Origin of the sequence: Pandoraea sp. (assembly GCF_004297875.1) — a bacterium.
In the GTDB taxonomy this organism is placed as follows: domain Bacteria; phylum Pseudomonadota; class Gammaproteobacteria; order Burkholderiales; family Burkholderiaceae; genus Pandoraea.
Window position 1 is genome coordinate 1 of sequence record NZ_SCSK01000051.1, and the last position, 14747, is coordinate 14747.

Here is a 14747-nt window from a genome sequence, read left to right on the forward strand (position 1 = left end):
GCCTGCGCATGCACCGCGCGGATCGCGCGGCAAACCGGTAATTCAGCGGGAAATTGCACGCGCAAGTTCCTGAACGTAGCTTCGGTCGTCATGACGGGGCGCTTTTCAACAGCCTGCTAGGGCGCCGCGTCGCCGACGAGCCCATCAAGCCTATCAAGCCTGGCTGTCCAGGCTATTGGCCAGTTCGGCGTCCAGTGCTTGCGCGCGCCGCACCGCCGGCCGGGCCTGGAAGCGCTCCAGGTAGGCGAGCACCGCCGGGCTTGCCGGCATCAGTTTGAAACCGGTGACCCAGCCCAGCGCGCTGCCCCACAGCGCGTCGGCGGCGGTGAAGCGCTCGCCGAGCAGCCACGGACCGGGCTGAAGTTGCTGTTCGACGGCATTGACGACGGCTTCATAGCTGCCGTAAGGCGAGGTCGATTCGTTGCCCGCGTCGCGGTTCATCGCCCGGTCGACGATGGCCGGCTCGAAGCACGAACCATAAAACACCATCCAGCGCAGGTAGGCGCCGCGCAGCGGGTCACCGGGAGCGGGCGACAAGCCGCGCTCCGGGTACAGCTCGGCCAGATACATATAAACGGCGGCCTGCTCGCTGACGAAGGTCTGGCCGTGGCGCAGCGCCGGCACTTTGCCCATCGGGTTGATGGCGAGGTAGGCAGGCTCGCGCTGTTGCCGGGTTTTGAGGTTGAGCACATGCAGGTCGTGCTCGGCCTGCAATTCCTCGACAAGAATGCGCGCGCCGGCCGAGCGGCTGTTGGGCGCATGGAACAGCGTGATATGGCGATCCTGATTCATTGAGAACGCTCCGTCCGGATTGTGATGAAAAACCGACAAACTGCGATCATTCGCCTTCGCCCGGTCGCCTGGGCAAGCCGCCGCCGAAGGGACGATGAACAGTGTACGTAATTTCGATCGGCACTCCGACACGAGAACACGTAGGAAATCAACGTGGTGGTGCGAACGGTTCGGTGAAAGGAGGGCTTGATATTTTGACTATTCAGTCATAATATTTTGCGCATGACTCAATCTTCCAGTCCCAAACGCCGTGCGCACGGCGCGGCGCGAGGCCGCCCGCGCGAGTTCGATGCCAGCGCGGTCTCCGAGGCTGCCGCCGAGGTGTTTTGGGAGCACGGCTATCACGCGGCGTCGCTCGACACGCTGTGCGAGGCGACCGGCTTGTTGCGTGGCAGCCTGTATGGCGCATTCGGCGACAAGCACGGCATGCTGCTGGCGGCGCTCGACCGTTACGCGGAGGGCGCGCTTGCCCAACTTGCCGAGCGCCTGAACGAGCAGATCCCGCCGCGCGAAGCCTTGCGCAATGCCTTGCTGCACCACACGCGCGTGGTCTCGACGCTGACCGGCCTGCGAGGCTGCTTCATCACCAACGCGGCGATGGAAATGCAGCCGGGCGACGATACGGTGGCGGCTCGCATCACGTCGGTCATGCGCCGCATCTCGACCTTGCTGGCAGCGGCGGTGATTCGCGGTCAGGCTGCCGGCGTATTCGACTCGACGCTCGACGAAAATGCCGTCGGCGAGTTTTTGCTGTGCGTCACGCAAGGCCTGCGCGTGCTGGGCAAGGTGGGGCACGACGAGGCGCAGTTGACCGCGGTCGTCGACGTGGCGTTGCGCGCACTCGAATAGCGCAGCGCCTGTTTTTTTAACTAATTTTTGACTAAACAGTCATGAAATCAAACCCCATGATTGCGGCACCCGCCAGTTGTCCCGAGGCGTCCCCGGCGCCGGGCGCACTGGCGCTGGTGGTGCTGCTCACCGGCGCGTTTCTGTCGCCGCTCGATTATTTCATCGTCAATCTGGCCCTGCCGGCAATTCAGGGGGGCTTGCATGCCAGCGCCGCGCAACTGCAAATGATTGTGTCGCTGTACACCTCGGCGTTTGCTGTATTGCTGGTCACCGGCGGCCGGCTGGGTGATCAGTTTGGCCGCAAGCGCATGTTCATGACCGGCATGGCCGGCTTCGTGGCGGCCTCGCTGTTGTGTGCGTGCGCGCCGAACGGTGCCGTACTGGTGGCCGGACGCATTCTGCAGGGCGGCTCGGCCGCGGTGATGGTGCCGCAGATTCTGGCTACGATTCGGGCAGTATTTCCGAAAGCCCAGCAAACCAGGGTCATGAGCCTGTATGGCTTCGTCTTCGGCTTTGCTTCCGTGGTGGGGCAGATCGGCGGCGGCGCGCTGATCACGCTGCGCCCGTTTGGGTTGGGCTGGCAATCGATTTTTCTGATCAACGTGCCGGTCGGCCTGCTGGCGCTGCTTGGCGCATGGCGCGTGGTTCCGGAAAACCGGCCGGACCACGGCGCGCGCCTCGACCTTGGCGGTCTGTTCTTTTTGTTGCTGTCGCTGGCGCTGGTGATCTATCCGCTAACCGCGGGACGCGAGGCTGGTTGGCCGGCCTGGACGCTCGTCGCTTTCGCCGCGAGCGTGCCGGCGTTCGCCGTGTTCGTCTGGGTCGAGGCAAAACTCAAGCGACAAGGCGGGGATCCGCTGGTCGATCTGGGCATGTTTCGCAATCCGGTGTTTTCGCTGGGCCTGGTGCTGGCATTTTGCTTTTATTGTGACAGTGCGTTTTTCCTGACGTACGGCGTCTATTTGCAGGACGGCCTGCATTGGTCGCCGCTTGTCGCGGGACTGGCCATTTTCCCGTTCGGTGTTGGCTCCATCATCGGACCTTTGAATTCGCCGAGGATCGTACGGCACGCCGGGCATCATGTCCTGACGATCGGGTTTGGCCTGCTTGCCACCGGTTTCGCGTTCGCCATCGGCATGCTGTGGTATCGCACGACCCCATCACTGGTGTTTTATCTTGGCCTGCTCGTGGCTGGTGTCGGACATGGACTGGTGTTGCCGTCGGTCGTGCGTGTGGTGATCGGCGAGATCGAGCCGGCCAGGGCCGGGTTGGCGTCGGGCGTGGTGACGTCGATGCTGCAGATCGGCTCGGCGTTTGGCGCGACCGCCATCGGTGGCGTTTTTTTCTCGGCGCTCTCGCATGGCGCCGGAGCCCTGGTTTACGCTCGCGCCTTCCAGGCCGGCATGGGGATCGTGGTGGTGCTGTTCGCGGCGTGTACGCTGCTTGCGTTCGTGCTGGTCAGGCAACATGCGCTGGCGGGCCAGCGTGCCGGGGCGCAATGACAACGCGGCGCCGCGCGTCTGACGCGGCGCCGCTCAAGGCGTGGGACTCAGGCCTTCTTGACGTAGGCGTTGCACCAGCCCTTGGCGGCTACCAGCTTGCCGGCGTAGATCGGGCAAGGGCCGTTGGCCGCACCCGCTTTGCCCTGGTACAGCGAGCAATTGTCGCAGACCTCGCCGGCCTGGTATTTCGGGAATTTGGCTTTGTCGACCTTGGTCGCGTCCGCTTTGTAGCCGAGCGTTTGCGCGGTCGGATCGCTTTCGGAGAGCACTTCAGCAGCTTGCGATTCCTTGGAAAGCAACACGGTGGACGAGGCGAGTGATGCAGCGACGATCATGAACTGACGGCGGGTAGTTTGCATTGTGGGCTCCTTATTTTGTTGGACTGGACCGAGGGTCGCGCAAGACCACGGCCAGCAGCGGCACGCCGCGTTGCACAGGGCTGCCAGGGTGATGCGCCAACGCGCGCGCGAACTGCCGGCTGGCCGGCCGCCCGCGTGCGGGTCGGACTTCAAATTGCGCCCATGCAGTCTAGGCGTTTCGCCATTTTCCGGCAAGCGGCGAACGCGCTTATGGCCGGCATAAGCGCGCACGCATCCGCGCTGTGGCTTTTTTGAGTATGGCTTGCCGGCGCGAGCTTCGTGCCTTGACGTTGGTCAAGGCGCGCGCGCCGCGGCCGATCGACAATGGCGCGACGCGGCCGCGCCATGCTGCCGCGATCTCGCGCCCGCTGGGCTAGGTGGCATCATGGAGGCTGGCACGCCGCTGCGACGCAATGTTTGGCAGGTGCTGCGCGCCCGCCTCAAGGAGCATCCGCTCGCGCGCGTCGGCCCGGGCCTGATCACCGGCGTGGCCGACGATGACCCCAGCGGCATCGCGACCTATTCGCAGGCCGGCGCCCAATTCGGCCTGAACATGCTGTGGACCATGCCGCTGGCGTTTCCGCTGATGGCCGCGGTGCAGTTGATGTGCGCGGATATCGGACGGGTCACCGGCCGCGGGCTGTCAGCCAACATCAAGGCGGCGTTCCCGCGGCCCGTCGTGTATGGCGTGGTGTTTTCGTTGCTGATCGCCAACGTGCTGAATATCTCGGCCGACGTGGCCGCGATGGGCGAGGTCGCCGAGCTGGTCTGCGGCATCGACCGGCATCTGATGACGGCGTGCTTTGTGCTGGGCACGCTGCTGCTGCAGGTGTTCATCCCCTACCACCGCTATGTAAGCTTTCTCAAATGGTTGAGCGCGGCGCTGCTCGCCTACGCCGCGGTCCTGTTCACGGTTCATGTGCCATGGGGGCAAGTCGCGCTGCGCACGGTCTGGCCGCGCCTGACGCTCAACGCCGATGCCGCGGCCGTGGTCGTCGGCGTATTCGGCACCACTATCAGTCCGTATCTGTTTTTCTGGCAGGCCTCGGAGGAAGTCGAGGAGATGCGCATGCGCGGCGGCGCACCGCTGGTGAGCGATGCCGGGGCGGCCGAGGCCGAGCTGGGGCGAATTCGCTGGGATACCTGGAGCGGCATGTTCTATTCGGATCTGACCGCGTATTTCATCATTCTCGCCACGGCGGTGACCCTGCACGCAGCCGGCGTCACCGATATCGACTCGGCCGCGCGTGCGGCCAGTGCGTTGCGCCCGCTGGCCGGCGAATTCGCTTATGGGCTGTTTGCCCTGGGCGTGCTCGGCGTGGGTTTGATCGGCGTGCCGGTGCTGGCCGCCTCGGGCGCGTATGCGCTGGCCGAAGCGATGGGCTGGCACGAGGGGCTCGAGCGCAAATGGCGCGATGCGCGCGGCTTCTATGCAATCATCGGCGTCAGTGTGCTGGCGGGGCTGGGGATTCAGTATTCGCCGATCAGCCCGATGAAGGCGCTGTTCTGGAGCGCCGTGATCAACGGCGTGGTGGCTGTGCCGCTTCTGGTGGTCATCCTTCTGCTGGTTTCCAAGCGTGCCGTGATGGGAGCGTTCACCGCCAGCGGCCCGTTGCGCCTGCTGGGCTGGATGACGGTCGCTGTCATGGGGGTGGCCGCCGTGGGGATGTTCGCGCTTCATTGATCGTCCTGCTCGAGGGACAGCTCCCGGGGTCTCGACAGGTGTTGCCCGGACCGGCGCTTTCCCGGAAATTTCCCAGGCGCGGTATCATGCGGCTCTCGCATCGGCATTCGGCCGCCTCGGACCCTTGGCGCGGTGACCCGTCGGGCCTCGATGCCGGGCCGGCCCCGGCAAGCGCATCGATGGCGTGTCCGGCAGCGTTCGCCGAACGGGTGGGCCAGTCCTGCCAAGGCACACAATACAACGACAATTCGCGGATTCCCCGATGGTTCACGGCTATTTCTCTGAGGGCGCGTTAAGCGCCAGCCTGCAGGCATTGCATCTGAATGCACTTCTCGGCATTGTGGCCGCGCTGCTCATCGGCGGCATGGTCAAGGGCGTCGTCAGTATTGGCGTCCCACTGGTGGCGATGCCGATTCTTACCCTGTTCCTGCCGGTCAAGCAGTCGGTGCTGCTGCTGTCGATGCCGATCATTCTAGGCAATATTCCGCAAGCCCTCGAGGGCGGCAAGACCTGGCAGACCACGCGCGAGATAGCCGCGCCGCTGATCGGAACCGTGCTGGGCAGCATCTTTGGCGTGACGGTGCTGATTTCGCTCGCGCCGCGCCACGCGCTGGCAGTATCCGGTTTCGTGCTGATTTTTGCCGCGCTGTTGATGCTCGTTTCTCCCAGGCTCAAATTTCCGCCCGCGCTGGAAAAGCCTGCCGGCTTCGTGCTGGGCTTCGGGGCCGCGATGATGGAGAGCATGGCGTCTGTGCCGGGGCCATTGCTGGCAATGTACCTGATCGCCACGGGGGCCACCGGCAAGGCATTCACCAAACGCATCGCCATTATTCTGGTGGTGTCGATCGTCACGCTGGTCGTCGTGCTCGGGCACGGCATGCATGCGAGCGGACTCGACCTGCTGGTCTCGGCCGCCGCAAGTATCCCGGTGATCGCGGGCATCGTGCTGGCGCGCCCGCTGCGCGACAAGCTGCCGCCCCTGGCTTTCCGCGTTCTTGTGCTGCTGTTCGTGCTGGGCGCGGCCGTGCAGATGGTTCGCAAGTCGGGGGTATTGTGATAGCGCCGGCAGTCTCGTCGCGCATGACTGAGTTTTGGTAGCATTCAGGCTTTTCCGACGACAATAATTCAGCGTGAAGCCCTGGTCTGTGTCTGCACTTGTCGAGCGTCTGGCCCAATGGGCGAGCGAATTCAAACCCGTGGCAGCCGCACGCCTGCGGCGCCTGCGGCATCCGACCTGGCATGGCGTGGGGCTGGCGCTGTGCGCGGTGCTCGCCGGCGTCATGTTGTATGTGCTGTTTTTGATTCCCTTCACGCCGAGCATCGGTGACATTCGCAAGGCTCGCCTCGAGTTGCCGGCGCAGGTGTACTCGGCCGACGGCAAGCTGCTGGCCGAGTTCAAGCCCGGCAACCGCGAGTGGGTGCCGCTGTCGGACGTTTCCCCGCACGTGGTGGACGCCCTGATCAGCACCGAGGATCATCGTTTCTATCAGCACGGCGCGATCGATTGGCGCCGCACGCTGTCGGCCGCACTGCATACGCTCACCGGCGATCGCCAGGGTGGTTCGACCATCACCCAGCAACTCGCCCGCAATCTCTATCCCGATCAGATCGGCCGCGCGCCAACACTCACGCGCAAGATCAAGGAGGCCATCACCGCCTACAAGATCGAATCGGTCTACACCAAGAAGCAGATCCTCGAGACGTATCTGAACACCGTGCCGTTCCTGTACGACGCCTACGGCATCGAGATGGCTGCGCGCACGTATTTCGACAAATCGGCCGACGAGCTCAACATTCTCGAGAGCGCGACGCTGGTCGGCATGCTCAAGGGCAACAGCTACTACAACCCGGTACTCAACCCGGAACGCGCGCTGCAACGGCGCAATATCGTGCTGGCCCAGATGGTCAAGTATGGGCACCTGTCACAGGCCCAGTTCGACACGCTCAAGCGCCAGCCGCTACGAGTCGACTTTCAGCATCTGACCGAGTCGCCGGGGCCGGCGCCGCATTTCGCCCAGCAGTTGCGCAAATGGCTGATCGGCTGGGCCGATCGCAACGGTTACAACATCTATACCGACGGCCTGGTGGTGCGCACCACCATCGATTCGCGCCTGCAGGCGCTGGCCAATCAGGCGGTGGCGCGCCAGGGCAATCTATTGCAGGGGGTGGCCAACGCCGCCTGGGGCGAGCGCTCCGGCTGGGCCGGTCACCGCGCGCTGGTGGAGAGCTTCGTGCGCGAGAGCGCCGACTACCGCGCGGCGCGCGATACCGGGCTGACCGACAAGCAGGCCATGAAGCAACTGATGTCCGATCGGGCCTTCATGCGGGGGTTGCGCGAGGACAAAACCCGGGTGCAGGCCGGCTTTTTGGCGATCGATCCGGACAACGGCGAGATCAAGGCATGGGTCGGCAGCCGCGACTACAGCCAGGATGCGTTCGACCACGTCTCGCAGGCGCGGCGCCAGCCCGGCTCGACCTTCAAGGCGTTTGTGTACGGCGCGGCGTTCGAGGATGGCGCCAAGCCGGACGATAAGCTGGTCGACAAGGTGCAGGACATTCCATTGCCCGGCGGCGGCGTATGGAAGCCAAAGGACGACGAGGCCGCGACCGATCGCCCGATGACGCTGCGCGACGCGCTGGCGAATTCGATCAATACGATTGCCGCGCAACTCATCATGAAGGTGGGGCCGGACAAGGTCGCCAGCCTCGCGCGGGCGATGGGTGTGCGCAGCAGCAAGCTCGACCCGGTGCCGTCGCTGGCGCTGGGCACCAGCCCGGTCACGCTCAAGGAGATGGTCACCGCGTACGGTACGATCGCCGACGGCGGCAGCTATATCGCGCCGATGATGGTGACCAGCATCGAGAGCCGCGATGGCAAGGTACTGGCGCAATTCCGCCCGGCCCGCCCCGAGCGCGCGTTATCCGCCCAGGCCACGGCAGACCTGATCGACGCGATGCGCGCCGTGGTCGACCATGGCACCGGCGCGGCGATTCGCTCCCGCTACGGCATTCGCGCAGACGTCGCCGGCAAGACCGGCACCACGCAGGACAACGCCGATGGCTGGTTCATTTTGATGTCGCCGCAGCTGGTGGCCGGTGCCTGGGTCGGCTTCAACGACAGCCGCATCACACTGCGCAGCAACTACTGGGGGCAGGGCGCGCACAGCGCATTGCCGATCGTCGGGGAGTTCTTCCAGGGCGCGCTGCATGCGCGCCTGATCGATGCACACGCGCACTTCGCCGAAATACAGGCGCCGAATTGGCGGCAAACCTGGCGGCAAACCTTCTCCACCAAATTCCGCGCCTGGATGCAATACCTGTTCGGCCACGCGCCCAAGCCGGCGGCGCATGCGCCGCAGCATCCTGCGCCTCATCGCGCGCCGCCGTCATCGCCCATGCCGCCGATGCCGGAGCCCGCGAGTACCGTGGCGACGCCGCAATCGCTGGAGTCGCCCGGTGCCGCCTCGGGCGCATCGCCAATCACCGAACCTGCGTCGTCCGCGCCGGCGATCGAGGCCCCGGCCCAATTGTCGGGCGTGGCCTATCCGCCCACGCAGCCGGTTAATCCGCCGATCACGCCACCGATCACGCCGCCCCAGGCCCCGTCCGAGACCTCGCCCGCCGTGCGGTCGAACACCCAGCGGCAGGAGGGCCTCGCCCCCGCCGGGCCGCCGGTCGAGCCGTCGACCCCCATGCCCGCGCCGGCTCCGTCGTCACGACATGGCAATGGGCCAGCGCCGATCGTCTCGTTGCCAGTGGATCCGGTGACGTCCGGCAGCGATATCACGGTCCGCCCCCTGAGACAGGCGCCGGCGTCGCAGCCGAGTCAGTGAAGTTCACTCGCCAAAGGAGTCGACGATGCACGCTGCCATTCGTATCCGCCCGATCGCAGAGGGCGATTTCACTGGCTGGAAGCCGCTGTGGGACGGGTATAACGCGTTCTACGGCCGTGCCGGCAGCACCGCGCTGCCTGATGAAATCACGCAAACCACGTGGCGGCGATTTTTCGATGCCGGCGAACCGGTGCATGCGCTGGTGGCCGAGGGTGCCGATGGCCAGCTCGTCGGACTGGCGCATTACCTGTTTCACCGCAGCACGACGCAGCTGGGGCCAACCTGTTATTTGCAGGATCTTTTCACCGTCGAAGCCGCGCGCGGGCAAGGCGTCGGCCGTGCGCTGATCGAGCAGGCGGCGCGCTGCGCCCGCCAGGCCGGCGCGGCGCGCCTGTATTGGCAAACTCACGAAACCAATGCGACGGCGATGAAACTGTACGACGCCGTCGCCGAGAAAAGCGGTTTCGTCGTCTACCGGATAACGCTATAGGCAAGCTTGCCTAACCGGCCAGCTTCGCAGCCAATTCGGCGACGTGCCTGCCCTGGTAACGGGCGATTTCCAGTTCGTTTTGCGACGGCTGGCGGCGGCCGTCGGCACCGGCTAAGGTGGTCGCGCCATAGGGGCCGCCGCCGGTGATTTCATCCATTTTGGTCAGGCCGGTGCACGCGTAGGGCACGCCGACGATCACCATGCCGTGGTGTAAAAGTGTGTTGTGGAACGACGTGATAGTGGTTTCCTGGCCGCCGTGCTGGGTGCCGGTCGAGGCAAACACGCTGCCGATCTTGCCGACCAAGGCGCCTTTCATCCACAGGCCGCCGGTTTGATCGAGGAAGGTTCGCATCTGTCCCGCCATGTTGCCGAAGCGGGTCGGCGTGCCGAAGATGATCGCGTCATAGTCACCCAGCTCGCCAGGGCTGGCCACGGGCGCCTTCTGATCGAGCTTGACGCCGCTGGCGGCTGCCTGCTCCGCCGGGATGGTTTCCGGCACGCGCTTGAGCGTTACGTCGGTACCGGCGACCGAGCGGGCGCCTTCGGCAACGGCATCGGCCATGGTTTCGACGTGGCCGTACATCGAGTAATAGAGCACGAGAACTTTCGCCATGATTTCTCCAGAGATGAAGGACTTGCGAAGGAGCTTGCGAGTGTGCCGGAGGCACTGCTTTTCACAATAGCACCGCCGGTTGCCGCCGGGGGAAAAAGCGCTCGCGCGGCTGGCGCTGCGTCGCGGCTTCGGCGGTACAATGCGGGCGCACGAAAAACTGCGCCGGCGGCGCAGCGGGCTTGGGTCCGCGCGACAGGGGAAATGAACGATGATCAATGTGGATTCGGTGATGGTGGCCCGGCAATTGTCGGCGGGGTGCAGCGTGGTCAGCCTTGCCTGGTTTCTGGCCTACCGCCGGGCCCGGACGCGGGCGGCGCAATGGCGCTCGTTCGGTTTGTTCGCGTTCTTCGGCGTCGCCTCGACCTGGCTGTTCAGCTTTGCCGGGGCCAGTGCCGTCGTGCTGGGCGATAACGCCTCGTCGGCCTGGTGGTATCGGTGGGGATGGCTGATCAGCGACAGCCTGTATGTGGCCGTGCTCGCGTGCGCGGCGCTGTTGTTGTACCGTCGCTTGCGGCGGCGCTAGGGGCCCGGGCGCTGGCCGCCCGACCCCCGGCTCGGATGGTTCAGACGGGCTTGCGCGCGACCATGCCGATCAGCGCCGAGCGCCCGCCGTGGCGCGTGCCCTCGGAAAGATCGTCCTCGTATTCGACGAGTTCCTCGATATCCCATCCCGCAAATGCTTCACGCAGGAGCTCCTGCGTGTACAGGTGCTCGAGCGACGATGGCCCGCCGGTGCCGTATTGGAGCTGCTGCGGCGTATAGCCCTGCAGCAGGATGCGACCGCCCGGGCGGGTCGCTGCCTGCATCGACGCAAATTGCTTGATCCGCTGGCGAGGGTCGGCAAACTGAATGAAAATCGCGATGACCCAGTCGAACGCGTCGAGAAATTCCCGCGGCGGCCACTGCTCGGACAGCATGTCGCCGTGCGTGAATGAAACCTGGCTGCGCCGTGCTTCGGCCAGCTTCCTGGCCTTGGCGATAGCCACCTCGGAGACCTCGCTGGCGGTCACGACGAGTCCTTGCCCGGCCAGCCATATCGAATTCCTGCCTTCGCCGTCGGCAACCGACAGCGCCGTCTGGCCGGGCTTGAACAGCGCCTGATGCTGCGCCAGAAAGCGGTTCGGTTCGGTGCCGAACAGGTACTCGTCGCCAGCCTCGCGGTAGCGGGCGCTCCATTTTGCTTCGTCGTTCATCTCATGCGGCTCCGAGGTTCGGGGGGTGTGCGCATGATACCGCCGGCGCCCAAACTTTGCCGGTGGCCTATAGCGCCAGGCGCGGTGCGACGTAGGCGCCGTAGTTGGGACCGTTGCCGGAGGCCGACGACGGGATCTGGTAGTCGCTGACGAAATGACCCTGGATGTATTTGCCGCTGCCGCCGACGGATGCATCGATATGGAACGCGGCGAACGCGACGATCGTGACGTAGCTTTTGGCGCTGATCTGTGTGGCCACGGGTATCACCACCGTGGTGCCGACCGGCACTGAGCTGTAGAGCGTGGTTTTCGCGCCCGGCTCGATCCAGATGCTGTCGCCGATACTCAGCGGCGACGGGTTGCCGTTGGCCATCAAGTCCCGGATGGTCGGCACGTTGTCGGCATTGACCAGGAACGAAGTCCACTGACCGGCCGAACAGTCGCTGCCATCGTCGCTGCTGCCATACGCGTATCCATTGGTGATCTGGAACTCGTAGGGTTGTCCGGTGGAGGGATCGAGGCGCGGCTGGTTGGTCGACGAATTCCAGTACTGGTCGAAAATGCACCGATCCAGCGCGACCGGAAAAAGCCCGCCGGCACCGACGGTGCCGGGCGCCGCGACGACCGCCACCGCGGTCGCGCCGATCGGCACCGAGAGCAGATTCAGCAGTTTGCCCAGCACCATCGCCACCGGGCCGCCGTTCACGCCGGTATCGCGATTGACGGTAACCTGCACGGCCGGCACGTCGTACGGGCCGGGCGTCATGGTTTGCGCTTCCAGGGTCGACGGGTTGCCGGTCAGGTTCCAGTAGCCGGTTTGCACCGTGCCGCTCGAGAGCGCCTGGCCATCCGAGGCATTCAATGGAATCGCGCTGAGTGCGGCGCTTTGCCCGGTTGTCCAGGTAGGGCCGGCCGCGCTGCCCAGCAGGGCGCCCGCGCCAGCCAGTGCGGCGGCGTCAGCGGCATTCTGCATTTCGTTTCTGACCACATCGATGTGCGCGACATTGATCGCAAACGCGCCGAATGAGAGCAGGGCGGTGAGAAACAGCAAAAAGAACAGCACCACCGAACCCTGTTGCCGGCGTCCGGCCGAGCCGCGCGCGATGTGACGCAATGCACGAGGGGAGCGCATGGTGCGGTCCTATTCGTAATTCATGACGGTGCTGGCCGTCAGCGTGACCGGCCCGGTCAACGCGCTGAATGCCGATCCCAGCACCAGGCCCTGATAGGTGTAGGTGACGGTGACGGTCAACGGATTGCCGGAGGAGGTCCCCGACGATTGATTGACCGTCACGGTTGGCGTGGTCGCGGTGCCGCCGGTGAGCAGGCGGTTTTGCATATAGTTTTGCGCCACGGTGGTGATTTGCGCGGGCGACAACTGCGGCACGCGCACCACCACGCCGGCGCGGGCCGCCTCCCGGCTGGCATTGATCAGCACAGCCTTGTCGCACAGCAACAGGCTGGTGTCGATGATGCCGAACAGCACCATCATCAAAAACGGAAAGACCAGCACGAATTCGAGCGCGACCACGCCGCGTTCGTTGCCAACGAGCGTGCCGCCATCACGCGCCATGCGCGCGCGGCGATGCGACACCGAGTCGGCGGCGCGCTTCATTGCACTGACTCCGCCGCAGCCAGCGGGTGCGTCTCCGACGCCGCGGTGGGCACCGGGTGCGCACCCGGTGCGGCGCCATCGGCGTGGTTCGCCGCGCGCGAGGCCAGCGCTTCACGCACGCGGTGGTAGAAGCGCACGTTATCGTCGACCGAGGATGCCGGCAGATCGACCAGCAGGATGCGCCGCGCCGCATCGTCATTGCCCAGCAGTCCATAGGCCAGCGCGAGATTCTGGCGCGCCTGGCGCGGCGCATCGGACAGGCCGGCGATATCGAGCAGCACGTTCGCGCCGGCGCGCGGCTGGTTATCGAGAATCAGCGATAGGCCGAGGTCGACGCGCAGGCCTTTGATATACGGCCACGTCTGCAGCCCGACGCGGTAGACTTTCTGCGCCTGGGCGTGACGTCCCTCAAGATCGAGCACGGTACCCAGCCCTTCGACCGCCAACGGACTGTCGGGGTGATGTACTACCAGATCGCGGTACCGGCGCTCGGCGTCGGCCAGATCGCGCTGGCGCAGCGCCACGCGAGCCAGCCCGAGCTGGGGTGCAAAAGCCTTCGGTGCCTGCCTGGCGGCGCGCTGATATAACACGCGGGCCTGCTCGAGATCGCCGGCCGCGTATTTGGCATCGGCCAGGCCCAGCCCCGCGGCCAGCGAATTCGGATCGGCCTGGAGCGCTTTCTCGTAAAGCGAGGTCGACAGCGGTACGTCGTCGGCCGCCAGCGCACTGTCGGCCAGGCGCAGGTCGGTGGTGCGGTCAGCCCCGTTCTGTGCGCTTACGGGCTTGACATCCAGGCGCGGGCCGGCACAGGCCGCCAGCAAGGCGACCGCCAGCGGCATCAACAGGAGTGCGCGGGCGCGCGCGGCGTAACGATTCATTTGAATACCTCGATCAAGCGGATCACCGCGGGGCCGGCGGAAATCAGGCCGACCGTCGGGAGAATGAAAAACATCATCGGCAGGGTGATCTTGGTCGCCAGCTTGGCGGCCTTTTCCTCGAGCGCGGTCATTTGCGCCATGCGCTCGGTGCGCGACAGCTGGCGCAGCGATTGCGTGATCGGCGTGCCGTAGCGCTGCGACTGGATCAGGGTCGAGACCAGCCCGCGCACCGACGGCAAGCCGATGCGCTCGGCCATGTTGCGCAGCGCCACCGCGCTATCGCCGCCGATCTGCAGCTCGTCCGCGGTCACTGCGATTTCGTCCGAAAGCGGCGGACAAATGTTTTTCAGCTCGCGCGCCACGCGCTTGAGGCCGACCACCAGACTGTTGCCGGCGTTGGTGCAGATCACCAGCAGATCGAGCGCGTCGGGCAGTGCCGAGCTGATCACGCGCTGGCGCCGCTTGGTGCGCGAGTTCAACACGATCTCGGGAATCATCATGCCGACCATGAAGGCGGCAAGCAGCAGCAACGCACGGAAGATGAAGTACTTGCCGAACACCGGCAGGTGCGGCCCCAGAGCGATCCCGCCGAGTCCCAGCAGCGCGCCGGCCGACAGCTTGCAGCCGACCAGTATCGAGACTGCGCGCCGGTCGCGAAAGCCCGCGCGCGTGAGCTTCTGGGCCAATTGGGTGCGCTGCATCGCGTCGAGCATCGGTACCTGCTCGCCAAGCAGCGCGAAGCGCTGTGCGAACGCTTGCCGAACATTCTCCGGGCGCAGTGGCACCTCGGCCTGCTGACTGGCGTCGACCCGCGTGACGGCGTGGCGGGCGCGCTGCGCGATGCGACGGCGGCGGCTGCCTGGCCAGCGCAGTACCAGGCCAATGCCGACGATCAGCAGGATCAGCAATAGCAGCTTGCGCGCGAGTTCGGGCGAGATT

Annotated in this window: 15 protein-coding genes; 7 read left to right on the forward strand and 8 right to left on the reverse strand. The window is 65.4% G+C overall.

Annotated elements, in window-relative coordinates; all coding sequences use genetic code 11:
• Positions 1-153: 153 nt before the first annotated feature.
• A complete protein-coding gene (locus EPN80_RS15615; protein ID WP_293029208.1) occupies positions 154-792 on the reverse strand; it encodes a glutathione S-transferase family protein in 639 nt (212 codons plus the stop codon).
• 222 nt (positions 793-1014) lie between these two features.
• On the opposite strand from EPN80_RS15615, the gene EPN80_RS15620 reads away from it, so the two are divergent.
• A complete protein-coding gene (locus tag EPN80_RS15620) occupies positions 1015-1641 on the forward strand; it encodes a TetR/AcrR family transcriptional regulator (RefSeq protein WP_293029211.1) in 627 nt (208 codons plus the stop codon).
• 41 nt (positions 1642-1682) lie between these two features.
• A complete protein-coding gene (locus EPN80_RS15625) occupies positions 1683-3143 on the forward strand; it encodes an MFS transporter (protein WP_293029214.1) in 1461 nt (486 codons plus the stop codon).
• A gap of 47 nt (positions 3144-3190) precedes the next feature.
• Here EPN80_RS15625 and EPN80_RS15630 read toward each other — a convergent pair whose 3' ends face one another.
• Positions 3191-3502, reverse strand: a complete 312-nt coding sequence (locus EPN80_RS15630; RefSeq protein WP_293029217.1) for a high-potential iron-sulfur protein — start codon at positions 3500-3502, stop codon at positions 3191-3193.
• 385 nt (positions 3503-3887) lie between these two features.
• On the opposite strand from EPN80_RS15630, the gene EPN80_RS15635 reads away from it, so the two are divergent.
• From EPN80_RS15635 to EPN80_RS15650, 4 genes are all read left to right on the forward strand, one after another.
• Entirely contained in the window at positions 3888-5186 is a 1299-nt protein-coding gene (locus EPN80_RS15635) for an NRAMP family divalent metal transporter (protein WP_293029220.1), read from the forward strand.
• Positions 5187-5448: 262 nt separating this feature from the next.
• Complete coding sequence (locus tag EPN80_RS15640; RefSeq protein WP_293029223.1) at positions 5449-6243, forward strand: sulfite exporter TauE/SafE family protein; 795 nt, start codon at positions 5449-5451, stop codon at positions 6241-6243.
• 88 nt (positions 6244-6331) lie between these two features.
• Positions 6332-9019 (forward strand): transglycosylase domain-containing protein, encoded by a 2688-nt coding sequence (locus EPN80_RS15645; protein ID WP_293029225.1) that lies wholly within the window; start codon positions 6332-6334, stop codon positions 9017-9019.
• 25 nt (positions 9020-9044) lie between these two features.
• Complete coding sequence (locus EPN80_RS15650; RefSeq protein WP_293029228.1) at positions 9045-9509, forward strand: GNAT family N-acetyltransferase; 465 nt, start codon at positions 9045-9047, stop codon at positions 9507-9509.
• Between the two features lie 10 nt (positions 9510-9519).
• On the opposite strand, the gene wrbA is transcribed toward EPN80_RS15650, so the two are convergent.
• Positions 9520-10122, reverse strand: a complete 603-nt coding sequence (gene wrbA, locus EPN80_RS15655) for an NAD(P)H:quinone oxidoreductase (protein WP_293029230.1) — start codon at positions 10120-10122, stop codon at positions 9520-9522.
• Between the two features lie 208 nt (positions 10123-10330).
• Between wrbA and EPN80_RS15660 the strand changes: the two genes are divergently transcribed.
• Positions 10331-10645 carry a hypothetical protein gene (locus EPN80_RS15660; RefSeq protein WP_047213556.1) on the forward strand — a complete coding sequence of 105 codons (315 nt, stop codon included), beginning with the start codon at positions 10331-10333 and terminating at the stop codon, positions 10643-10645.
• A gap of 40 nt (positions 10646-10685) precedes the next feature.
• Here the strand turns inward: EPN80_RS15660 and EPN80_RS15665 are convergent, their stop codons facing one another.
• From EPN80_RS15665 to EPN80_RS15685, 5 genes are all read right to left on the reverse strand, one after another.
• A complete protein-coding gene (locus EPN80_RS15665; RefSeq protein ID WP_293029236.1) occupies positions 10686-11315 on the reverse strand; it encodes a class I SAM-dependent methyltransferase in 630 nt (209 codons plus the stop codon).
• A gap of 67 nt (positions 11316-11382) precedes the next feature.
• Positions 11383-12447 carry a TadG family pilus assembly protein gene (locus EPN80_RS15670; protein WP_293029238.1) on the reverse strand — a complete coding sequence of 355 codons (1065 nt, stop codon included), beginning with the start codon at positions 12445-12447 and terminating at the stop codon, positions 11383-11385.
• 9 nt (positions 12448-12456) lie between these two features.
• The gene (locus tag EPN80_RS15675) at positions 12457-12888 is read right to left on the reverse strand and encodes a TadE/TadG family type IV pilus assembly protein (protein WP_293029384.1); all 432 of its coding nucleotides are present in this window, start codon (positions 12886-12888) and stop codon (positions 12457-12459) included.
• 38 nt (positions 12889-12926) lie between these two features.
• Complete coding sequence (locus EPN80_RS15680; protein WP_293029241.1) at positions 12927-13808, reverse strand: tetratricopeptide repeat protein; 882 nt, start codon at positions 13806-13808, stop codon at positions 12927-12929.
• Positions 13805-14746 (reverse strand): type II secretion system F family protein, encoded by a 942-nt coding sequence (locus EPN80_RS15685; RefSeq protein WP_293029386.1) that lies wholly within the window; start codon positions 14744-14746, stop codon positions 13805-13807. The genes EPN80_RS15680 and EPN80_RS15685 overlap by 4 nt, the downstream gene beginning before the upstream one ends.
• Between the last annotated feature and the right edge of the window lies 1 nt (position 14747).